The sequence below is a fragment of the Actinoallomurus acaciae genome (assembly GCF_042429965.1).
Taxonomy (GTDB): domain Bacteria; phylum Actinomycetota; class Actinomycetes; order Streptosporangiales; family Streptosporangiaceae; genus Actinoallomurus; species Actinoallomurus acaciae.
This window is the reverse complement of sequence record NZ_JBHLZP010000316.1, coordinates 1-9568: the sequence shown is the minus strand read 5'-3', so window position 1 is coordinate 9568 and position 9568 is coordinate 1. Positions and strand designations below refer to the sequence as shown.

Below are 9568 nucleotides of genomic sequence, written 5' to 3'. Positions count from 1 at the left end.
GCCCGGCTGGTCGACGCCTTCGAGGCCGAGCGCCGCCGTATCGAGCGCGACCTGCACGACGGCGCCCAGCAGCGGCTCGTCGCGGTCGCCACCAGCCTCGGCCTGGCCCTGCTCGACCTGCCGCCGGGACCCGCCGCCGACCAGGTCGCGCACGCCCACCGGCAGTCCCGGCTGGCGCTCACCGAACTCCGCGAGCTGATCCACGGCATCCATCCGCAGGTCCTGACCCAGCACGGGCTGGCCGCCGCCGTGCAGGACGCCGCGGACCGCTCGCCGATACCGGTGGACCTCACCCTGGACCTCACGGGCCGCCTGCCCGGCCCGGCGGAGGCCACCGGGTACTTCATCGTCTGTGAGGCCCTGGCCAACATCGCCCGGCACAGCGAGGCCGACCGTGCGTGGATCATCGCCGGCCACCGCGACGGCACCCTGCTCCTGGAGATCGGCGATGATGGCGTCGGAGGCGCCGACCCGGCAGGCGGCAGCGGCCTGATCGGCCTGTCCGACCGGCTCGCGGTCATCGGCGGCGCCCTCACGCTGTCCAGCCCGCCCGGGGGCCCGACCCTGCTGAAAGTGGAGTTGCCGTGTCCGAACCCCGTCGTCTCCGCGTCGTCCTCGCCGAAGACGGCGCCCTGATGCGCGACGGCCTGACCGCCGTGCTCACCCGGTTCGGCCACCAGGTCGTCCAGGCGGTCGGGGACGCGCCCGCGCTCGCCGCCGCCGTCGAGGCGCACCGGCCCGACATCGTCGTCACCGACGTGCGTATGCCCCCCACCCAGACCGACGACGGCCTGCGCGCCGCGATCGCCCTGCGCGAGCGCGACCCCGACCTGCCCGTGCTGGTCCTCAGCCAGTACATCGAGACGGCCTCGGCCGGTGAACTGCTCGACTCCACCAACGCCTGCGCGGTCGGCTACCTGCTGAAAGACCGCGTCATCGACGTCACCGACTTCGCCGACGCCGTCCACCGGGTCGCCGAGGGCGGCACCGTCATCGACCCGGAGGTGATCCGTCACCTGCTGGGCCGCCGCCGCGACCCGCTCGAACGCCTCACCCCGCGTGAGCGCGAGGTGCTGGCGTCGATGGCGCAAGGCCACTCCAACGCCGCCATCGCCCAGGCGCTCACGGTCTCACCCGCCGCGGTCGGCAAGCACATCAACAACATCCTGGCCAAGCTCGACCTCCCCCCGGACGCCGACGTCCACCGCCGCGTCCTGGCCGTCCTCGCCTTTCTCCGGTCCTGAACCGGTACCTCGGCGATCCGCGGGCTAGGAGGCGTCGAGGCGGCGCAGGGCGGCCTTCACCGTCGCCGAGTCGTACGTCGTCCAGAACGGGGGCAGCGAGGCGCGCAGGAAGGAGCCGTACCGTGCGGTCGCCAGGCGCGGGTCGAGGATCGCGACCACGCCGCGGTCGTCCATGGTGCGCAGCAGGCGCCCGGCACCCTGGGCGAGCAGCAGCGCGGCGTTGGTCGCGGCGACCGCCATGAAGCCGTTTCCGCCGCGCGCCCCGATGGCCCGCTGCCGCGCCGAGGACAGCGGATCGTCCGGGCGCGGGAACGGGATCCGGTCGATCACCACGAGACGCAGCGACGGGCCCGGCACGTCCACGCCCTGCCACAGCGACAGCGTGCCGAACAGGCACGTCGCGTCGTCCTCCGCGAAGCGCTTGACCAGCTGCGACGTCGCGTCCTCGCCCTGGCACAGCAGCGGCTGCGCGATGCGGGTGCGCAGCTCCTCGGCGGCCTGCTTGGCGGCGCGCATCGAGGAGAACAGGCCGAGGGTGCGGCCGCCGGCCGCCTCGATCAGCTCGCTCAGCTCCGTGAGGTACGCCTCCGGCAGGCCGTCGCGGCCCGGTGAGGGCAGCCCGCGGGCGATGTAGAGGATGCCGCTGCGCGCGTGGTCGAACGGCGAGCCGACGTCCAGGCCGGACCAGACGATCGGCTTGTCCTCGCCGGTGGACTCCTCCGGCGCGGCCGGCAGCCCCCACTGGCGGGCGAGCGGCTCGAACGACCCGCCGAGCGACAGCGTCGCCGAGGTCAGCACCGTCGTACGTCGGCGGAAGAGTCGCTCGCGCAGCAGCGCGCCGACACCGAGCGGTGCGACGCGCAGGGCGACCGGCCGCCGGGAGTCGTCGCTGAACGGCTTGTCGAGCCAGACCACGTCGTGCCGCGAGGCGATGTCGCCCGCGAACGACTCCAGGAGGCGGACGGCCGTGTCGTGGATCTCCTCCAGCGAGGTCAGCGCGGCACGGCCCGCGCCGAGCCGCTCGGCGTCGTCACCGGCGCGCTGCAGCGTCGTGCGGAGGGCCGTGGCACAGGCGTGAGCGGCGTCGCGGACCGCGGCGAGCGACACGCCGGCCGCCTGCGGCAGCACGTCCATGCGGCCGGGGTGCAGGTCGGCCAGCATCGGTGCGAGGGCCTCGCCGGTCTCCTTCAGCCGGTCGGCGAGATCCTCCTCGATGAGCCGTCCGCAGCGGCGCGCGGTGATCTCCACGGCCTGCGCGGACAGCTCGGCGGTGGCCACCGACGTGACCCGGTCGACCAGCTCGTGCGCCTCGTCGACGATGACGACGTCGTGCTCGGGCAGCACCTGGAAGTCCTCCAGGGCGTCGATCGCGAGCAGCGCGTGGTTGGTGACGACGACGTCGGCGTCGCCCGCCCGGTCGCGGGCCTGCTCGGCGTAGCACTCGGTGCCGAACGGGCACCGCTGCGCGCCGAGGCACTCGCGGGCGCTCACCGAGACCTGCCGCCACGCGTGCTCGTTCACCCCCGGCACCAGCTCGTCGCGGTCGCCGGTGTCGGTGGTCTCGGCCCACTCGTGGATGCGCTGCACCTGCCGTCCGGCCGCCGACACGGTCTGCGGGTCGAACAGGATCTCCTCCGGGTCCTCCGGCGCGTCCACCTGCAGCCGGTGCCGGCACAGGTAGTTGCGGCGGCCCTTGAGGATGGCGAAGACCGGCTCGCGGCCGAGCAGCGGTTTCAGCGACTCGGCGAGCCGGGGCAGGTCGCGGTCGATGAGCTGGCGCTGGAGGGCGATCGTCGCGGTGGACACGACCACGCACGCGTCGTGGGCGACCGCGTGGCGCACGGCCGGCACGAGGTAGGCGAGTGACTTGCCCGTTCCGGTGCCCGCCTGGACGGCGAGGTGCTCGCCGGATTCGATCGCATGCGCCACCGCGTCGGCCATCTTCACCTGGCCGGGGCGTTCGGCGCCGCCCACGCCGGAGACCGCGGCGGCGAGAAGGGCGGACACGTCGGGCAGGTCGGTCTTACCGGAGGTGGAGTCGAGGAGGTCGTCGGGCACGACAGCAGACGCTACCGCTGCCGCGGACCTCGGACGCCCATTACCGCCGCACGCTCCCCGGCCCGTCCCACGCGATCTCGCCGGTCACCGTACGGGCCGCGTCACAGCGACGTGCCGCCCTGGCGACGGCGGCGCTCGTTGAAGTCGCGCATCCGCTGCGGATAGCCGGTGATCTGCACGTCGTAGACCGGTACGCGCAGGTCGCGCGCGACCTTCTGAATCACGCTCGGCGACCCCACGCGCCGGCGGGTCCATTCGCCGTCGGCCGCGATCGCCATCGCCGTCGTGTCGGTCGCGAACGTCTCCGGCTCGACGTAGAACTCCACGCCCGTACGGCTGCGCGCGAAGGCGATCAGCGACTCGATGTCGGCGTTGGTCGCCTCACGGTCGAGGGTGGTCACCCTGTCACCTCGCCGGCGGCGAAGCCCGAAGCGATCGCCCCACTTCATCGAGGTCCTCCTCAAGAACCCGTTGCCCCCGTCCCGTCATCGGTCACGTCTTCAACGTCCGCTGCCGCCGTCGCGGTTCCCAGCGGGCGTAATGGTGAAGACCGGTGCAACTCGCCTTTTCTAATGCGCGGCGCTACTAATGTGCGCTGTTGTGACAAAAGCGGTTACGGGGGCTCTGATGCGGCTTGTCATTCCGGCAGGCCGTGCGCGGCTCATCGCCGGCGCGGTCGCGGGGGTTCTCCTCCTCGGCTGGCTCAGCGGCCTCGGCACCCTCCATGCGAACGACGCCGGGGTCACCGCCGTGGCGGGCGGTCCTCCGCCGTCGGCCGGCCCGCCTCCCGTCCGGCGCCCGCGGCCCGCGCCCAGCCGGCCGCCCGTCGACTGCCGCAAGGTGAAGTGCGTCGCCCTGACCTTCGACGACGGGCCCGGCCCGTACACGTCCCGGCTGCTGCGCATGCTCGCCGCCCGTCACGCCAAGGCCACGTTCTTCCTCATCGGCGGGAACATCCACGGCCGGGAGGCGGTCGTGCGCCAGGAGCTGGCCCAGGGCCATGCCATCGGTGACCACACGTGGAGCCACCCCGACCTCAGCACGCTGCCGGAGAAGCGGATCCGCGCGCAGCTCACGCGGACGCTCACCGCCATCACCCGGGCGACCGGCCGGCCGGTCCACCTCATGCGCCCGCCGTACGGGGCGACCGACCGGCACGTCGCCAAGGTCGCCCGGAGCCTCCGGCTGGCCCAGATCATCTGGGACGTCGACACGGACGACTGGCGCGACCGGAACTCGGCGATCGTCGCGCACCGCGCCATCTCGCGGGCGCACCGGGGGGACATCATCCTCATGCACGACATCCACCCGACGACGGTGCGGGCCGTGCCGAAGATCCTCCGGGGTCTCGCCAAGCGCGGCTTCACGTTCGTGACCGTGCCCGAGCTCCTCGCCGCGCACCCGCTCAAGCCGGGCCGGGTCTACTTCGACGGGCGCTGACGAGACGGCACAGGCGTCACGTGCCCACGGTGCCGTCGACGGCCTCGCGAATGAGGTCGGCGTGGCCGTTGTGCCGGGCGTACTCGTGGATCAGGTGCATCATCACGAAGCGGAGCGAGACGTCCTCGTTCCAGCGGGGCTGGCAGACGACCAGATCGAGCGACGGGGCCGCGCGCTCGATGCGCCTGGAGTGCTCCACCTCGGCCCGCCAGGCGGCGAAGGCCTCCTCGCGGGTGCAGCCGGACGGGTCGTAGGCGGTCTGGTAGTCGCCGGCGCGGGACCAGACGTTGGGCAGGTCGTGCTCGCCGTTCACGGCCTTGCGGAACCAGGTGCGCTCCACATCGGCCATGTGGCGGACCAGCCCCAGGAGTGAGAGGGCCGAGGGCTTCGTCGCCCGCGCCCGCAGCTCGTCGTCGTCCAGGCCGTCGCACTTCCAGGCGAGGGTGGCGCGGTGGAAGTCGAGGTGCGCGCGGAGCATCGTGCGCTCGTCGGCGATCAGGGGTACGTCAGGACGCTCGGTGGTCACCGTCGGCAGTTTAGGGGGCGCCGGGTGGGGCTGACCTCAGCCGGGTGGGGGTGACCTCAGGGGCGACTCGGGGGGATCCCCGATGGTCCTCACCCACATGTGCGCGCAGGATCGTGACATGACCACTCCCGTGCACCCCGGGGCGCTGCGCGTCTCCCACGCCGAGCGCGAGCCGGTCGTCGAACGGCTCCAGCAGGCGTACGCCGAGGGGCGGCTCGACAAGCCCGAGCTCGACCTGCGGCTGCATCTCGCCATGACCGCCAAGACCCACGACGACCTCGCCGCGGTGCTGTCGGACCTGGCGCCGCCGCCCGCACCCGTGCCGGTGCCGGCCTCCCCGGCCGATCCGACCGCGGAGCAGCGCCTGCTCGCCGCGCTCGCCCACGTGCTCGGCATCGCGACGCTGTTCGTCGGCCCGCTGGTGATGATGTGCACGCGCGCCCGGCGCTCGCCGTACGTGCGTCACCACATCGCCTCGGCGCTGAACTTCCAGCTCACCCTGCTCGCGGTCACGGTGGTGACGCTCGGCATCGGCGCGGTCGTCTACGCCGTCGCCTGGGCGGTCGGCCTGGTCGCCGCGTTCCTCGCGCTCGCCGGCACGCCGTTCCGCTATCCGTTCACGCTGCGCATCACGCGCTGACCGGGGGCCGGGTGGTCGGGTTCGAGCGCGGGCAGCCCGTCGATGCTCTCGGCGTTGGACAGCACACGAGACGGCCACTGCTCGTCCGGGCGGCGACGGTGCTGGTCGTCGAGGAGCGAGCGTTCGCCGACGACCTCCATGAACGGCACGGAGTACCCGCAGGAGTCGGCCACGCGGTCGACGTCCACCACCACGATCGCCCGGGCGCCCACGTGACCGTCGCCGAAGCGGCCGGCGAACAGGTCCCACTCGTCGGCGTCCGGCCGCACCACGCGCCCCGTGCCGTACAGCCGCAGGATCTTCGGTTGCCGGTCGAACGAGCAGAACATGACGGTGATGCGCCCGTTGTCACGCAGGTGGGCGATGGTCTCCGCGCCGCTGCCGTACAGGTCGAGGTAGGCCACCGTCCGCTCGTCGAGCACGGAGAAGGTGTCCTGGTAGCCCTTTGGGGAGACGTTGACGTGACCACCCTCGCGCGGCGCGGTCGCGACGAAGAACATCGGCTGCGCCTCGATGAACTCGCGCAGCCGTTGGTCGATGGCGTCGTAGAGCTTTGCCACTGCCACACCCCCATGCGTGCCGTCAATTCGGACATTACACGCGGCCGGTCTTCGAAGGGAGCGCGCGGGATGAGACGATCTCTTGGTGACTGGTCATCGTGCGGCAACCGAAAAACTGCTGGAGTCCTACCGGTCGATCCCTGAGGGAACGCCGATACGACTGGCGAAACGCACCTCCAATCTGTTCCGCTTCCGCGACGAGACGAGCGCGCCCGGGCTCGACGTCAGCGGGTTCGACCGGGTCCTGAGCGTCGACCCGGAGCGCCGCACCGCCGACGTCCAGGGCATGACGACCTACGAGGACCTGGTCGACGCGACACTGCCGTACGGGCTCATGCCGCTCGTCGTCCCGCAGCTGAAGACCATCACGCTGGGCGGCGCGGTCACCGGGCTCGGCATCGAGTCCTCCTCCTACCACCACGGCCTGCCGCATGAGTCGGTCCTGGAGATGGAGGTCATCACCGGCGCGGGCGAGATCGTCACCGCGACGCGCGACAACGAGCACCGCGACCTGTTCTACGGCTTCCCCAACTCCTACGGCACGCTCGGCTACACGCTCCGCCTCACGATCCGGCTTCAGCCGGTGAAGCCGTTCGTCGAGCTGTGGCACGTGCGTTTCGGCTCGGCGCAGGAGCTGACGGACGCCATCGACAAGCTGGCGCCGGACTACGACTTCGTGGACGGCGTCGTCTTCGGCGGCGACGAGCTCTACCTGACGCTGGGCCGGTTCGCCGACACGGCGCGCCACGTGTCCGACTACACCGGACAGAAGATCTACTACCGGTCGATCCAGGACCGGAGCATCACGCCCCGCTGGCTGAACGCCGCCACCGCGCCCACCGACGTGCTCACCACCCACGGCTACCTGTGGCGCTGGGACACCGACTGGTTCTGGTGCTCGCGGGCGCTGGGCGTGCAGAACCCGCTGGTGCGCCGCGTCTGGCCCGCCGCCAAGAAACGTTCGGACGTCTACCGCCGGCTCGTCGCCCTCGACAAGCGCACGCAGATGTCGGCCCGGGTGGACCGCTGGCTCGGCCGGCCTCCGCGCGAGGACGTCATCCAGGACGTCGAGGTCCCGGCCGAGCGGCTTCCGGAGTTCCTGGACTTCTTCGGCCGGGAGATCCGCATGAGCCCGGTGTGGCTCTGCCCGCTGCGGGCGCAGGAGAGCTGGCCGCTGTACCCGCTCGAACCGGGACGGACGTATGTCAACGCCGGCTTCTGGGGCACGGTGCCGATCCCGCCCGGACGCCTGCCCGAGCACCACAACCGCCTGATCGAGCGTGAGGTCGCCCGCCTCGATGGGCATAAGTCGCTGTATTCCACCGCGTACTACACGCGTGACGACTTCTGGCGCCACTACGACGGGGACCGCTACAACCGACTGAAGGAGACCTACGATCCCGGCGGGCGGTTGCTCGATCTTTACGACAAAACGGTACGAGGTAGGTGAACATGAGGCTCGCGCAGGTATTCGAGCGCGTCGTGGGCCGCGACGCGCGGGTACGGTTCCTGGCCTATGACGACAGCAGTGCCGGACCGGCCGACGCCGACGTGACGGTGACCGTCACGTCGCCGTACGCGGTCTCGTATCTGATCCACGCCCCCGGCGCGATCGGACTGGCACGCGCGTACGTCTCCGGTTACCTGGACGTCACCGGCGACATGTACACGGCGCTGTCCCGGATGCAGTCGGCGATGGGCGACATGACCTGGGCGGACAAGCGCACGCTGCTCCGCGGCATCCTCGGCGACCCGCTGCTGCGGGCGGCCGCCCTGAGGCGCCTGGAGCCGCCGCCGCAGGAGGTGCGCGTCGAGCGGCTTCCGTTCCTCGCGGGGCTGCGGCACTCCAAGCGCCGCGACGCGAAGGCCATCTCCCACCACTACGACGTGTCCAACACCTTCTACGAATGGGTGCTCGGACCGTCGATGGCCTACACCTGCGCCTGCTACCCGGCCGAGGACGCGACGCTTGAGCAGGCGCAGTTCCACAAGTTCGACCTGGTCGCGCGCAAGCTGGACCTCAAGAAGGGCATGCGGCTGCTCGACGTCGGCTGCGGCTGGGGCGGCATGGTCATGCACGCCGCGCGCGAGTACGGCGTCAAGGGGCTCGGCGTCACGCTGTCCAAGCAGCAGGCCGAGTGGGCGCAGAAGGCGATCGCCGAGGCCGGGCTGTCCGAGCTGGCCGAGGTCCGCCACCTGGACTACCGCGACGTGACCGAGAGCGGCTTCGACGCGGTCAGCTCGATCGGCCTCACCGAGCACATCGGCAAGGACAACCTGGAGTCCTACTTCTCCTTCCTGTACGGCAAGCTCGAACCCGGCGGCCGGCTGCTGAACCACTGCATCACCCGGCCCGACGACACGGGCCCGGCGATGAAGAAGGACGGCTTCATCAACCGGTACGTCTTCCCCGACGGTGAGCTGGAGGGACCGGGCCACCTGGTCTCGCGGATGCACGACGCCGGCTTCGAGGTGCGCCACGAGGAGAACCTCCGCGAGCACTACGCCAAGACCCTCACCGGCTGGTGCCGCAACCTCGACGACCACTGGGACGAGGCGGTCGCCGAGGTCGGCGAGGGCACGGCGCGGGTCTGGCGGCTCTACATGGCCGGCTCGCGGCTCGGGTTCGACCTGAACTGGATCCAGCTGCACCAGGTGCTCGGCGTGAAGCTCCACGAGGACGGGCGCTCGGGCATGCCGCTGCGCCCCTCGTTCGAGCCGCCCTTCGCGGGCTGACCCACCGGAGGCCGCCGGCGACGTGCCGGCGGCCACCCGGCGGTCTCGTGGACACCGTGCCGCGCCGCGCCTAACGTCGCGGCCATGACGGTGATCCAGACGATCGAGGCGAACGGCCTGACGTTCGGGTATCTCGAGGCCGGCCGTGGCCCGCTCGCCCTGTGCCTGCACGGCTTCCCCGACTCCGCCCACACGTGGCGCCACCTGCTGCCCGCGCTCGCGGACGCGGGGTACCACGCGGTCGCACCGTTCCAGCGCGGCTACGCGCCGACGAGCGTCCCGGCGGACGGCGCGTATCAGACGGGAGCGCTCGCCGCCGATGCGAACGCCCTGCACGAGGCGTTCGGCGGCGACGCGGACGCCG

11 protein-coding genes are annotated in these 9568 nt (G+C 71.8%); 7 read left to right on the top strand and 4 right to left on the bottom strand.

From position 1 onward, the window contains the following. Both ACFFNX_RS32145 and ACFFNX_RS32140 read left to right on the top strand, forming a co-directional pair. The coding region (locus ACFFNX_RS32145; protein ID WP_378209630.1) for a sensor histidine kinase at nucleotides 1-636 on the top strand (636 nt) is incomplete at its 5' end. Beyond that, on the top strand, nucleotides 636-1244 hold the full coding sequence (locus ACFFNX_RS32140) for a LuxR C-terminal-related transcriptional regulator (RefSeq protein ID WP_378209631.1): 609 nt from the start codon (nucleotides 636-638) through the stop codon (nucleotides 1242-1244). The genes ACFFNX_RS32145 and ACFFNX_RS32140, both read left to right, overlap by 1 nt. Nucleotides 1245-1268: 24 nt before the next feature. Here the strand turns inward: ACFFNX_RS32140 and ACFFNX_RS32135 are convergent, their stop codons facing one another. Next, nucleotides 1269-3302 (bottom strand): ATP-dependent DNA helicase, encoded by a 2034-nt coding sequence (locus ACFFNX_RS32135; RefSeq protein ID WP_378209629.1) that lies wholly within the window; start codon nucleotides 3300-3302, stop codon nucleotides 1269-1271. Between the two features lie 101 nt (nucleotides 3303-3403). Further along, a complete protein-coding gene (locus ACFFNX_RS32130; RefSeq protein ID WP_378209628.1) occupies nucleotides 3404-3751 on the bottom strand; it encodes a hypothetical protein in 348 nt (115 codons plus the stop codon). A gap of 178 nt (nucleotides 3752-3929) precedes the next feature. On the opposite strand from ACFFNX_RS32130, the gene ACFFNX_RS32125 reads away from it, so the two are divergent. Then, a complete protein-coding gene (locus ACFFNX_RS32125) occupies nucleotides 3930-4742 on the top strand; it encodes a polysaccharide deacetylase family protein (RefSeq protein ID WP_378209627.1) in 813 nt (270 codons plus the stop codon). A gap of 16 nt (nucleotides 4743-4758) precedes the next feature. On the opposite strand, the gene ACFFNX_RS32120 is transcribed toward ACFFNX_RS32125, so the two are convergent. Then, complete coding sequence (locus tag ACFFNX_RS32120) at nucleotides 4759-5268, bottom strand: DinB family protein (RefSeq protein WP_378209626.1); 510 nt, start codon at nucleotides 5266-5268, stop codon at nucleotides 4759-4761. A 118-nt stretch (nucleotides 5269-5386) separates the two neighbouring features. Here ACFFNX_RS32120 and ACFFNX_RS32115 point away from each other — a divergent pair, with 118 nt between their 5' ends. Beyond that, complete coding sequence (locus ACFFNX_RS32115; RefSeq protein WP_378209625.1) at nucleotides 5387-5908, top strand: DUF1707 and DUF4870 domain-containing protein; 522 nt, start codon at nucleotides 5387-5389, stop codon at nucleotides 5906-5908. On the opposite strand, the gene ACFFNX_RS32110 is transcribed toward ACFFNX_RS32115, so the two are convergent. Then, the gene (locus ACFFNX_RS32110) at nucleotides 5878-6468 is read right to left on the bottom strand and encodes a pyridoxamine 5'-phosphate oxidase family protein (protein WP_378209624.1); all 591 of its coding nucleotides are present in this window, start codon (nucleotides 6466-6468) and stop codon (nucleotides 5878-5880) included. The two genes, ACFFNX_RS32115 and ACFFNX_RS32110, sit on opposite strands and share 31 nt — an antisense overlap. 85 nt (nucleotides 6469-6553) lie before the next feature. Between ACFFNX_RS32110 and ACFFNX_RS32105 the strand changes: the two genes are divergently transcribed. The 3 genes from ACFFNX_RS32105 to ACFFNX_RS32095 all read left to right on the top strand — a co-directional run. Then, complete coding sequence (locus ACFFNX_RS32105; protein ID WP_378209623.1) at nucleotides 6554-7918, top strand: FAD-binding oxidoreductase; 1365 nt, start codon at nucleotides 6554-6556, stop codon at nucleotides 7916-7918. A 2-nt stretch (nucleotides 7919-7920) separates the two neighbouring features. Beyond that, the gene (locus ACFFNX_RS32100) at nucleotides 7921-9204 is read left to right on the top strand and encodes a class I SAM-dependent methyltransferase (protein WP_378209622.1); all 1284 of its coding nucleotides are present in this window, start codon (nucleotides 7921-7923) and stop codon (nucleotides 9202-9204) included. A gap of 84 nt (nucleotides 9205-9288) precedes the next feature. Further along, nucleotides 9289-9568, top strand: a 280-nt coding sequence (locus tag ACFFNX_RS32095; RefSeq protein ID WP_378209621.1) for an alpha/beta fold hydrolase, incomplete at its 3' end; no start/stop codon positions are given.

Coding starts and splice junctions, on each gene's coding strand:
- ACFFNX_RS32140 (WP_378209631.1), top strand. CDS start 636: ATGCGCGACGGCCTGACCGCCGTGCTCACCCGGTTCGGCCACCAGGTC.
- ACFFNX_RS32130 (WP_378209628.1), bottom strand. CDS start 3,751: ATGAAGTGGGGCGATCGCTTCGGGCTTCGCCGCCGGCGAGGTGACAGG.
- ACFFNX_RS32125 (WP_378209627.1), top strand. CDS start 3,930: ATGCGGCTTGTCATTCCGGCAGGCCGTGCGCGGCTCATCGCCGGCGCG.
- ACFFNX_RS32115 (WP_378209625.1), top strand. CDS start 5,387: ATGACCACTCCCGTGCACCCCGGGGCGCTGCGCGTCTCCCACGCCGAG.
- ACFFNX_RS32100 (WP_378209622.1), top strand. CDS start 7,921: ATGAGGCTCGCGCAGGTATTCGAGCGCGTCGTGGGCCGCGACGCGCGG.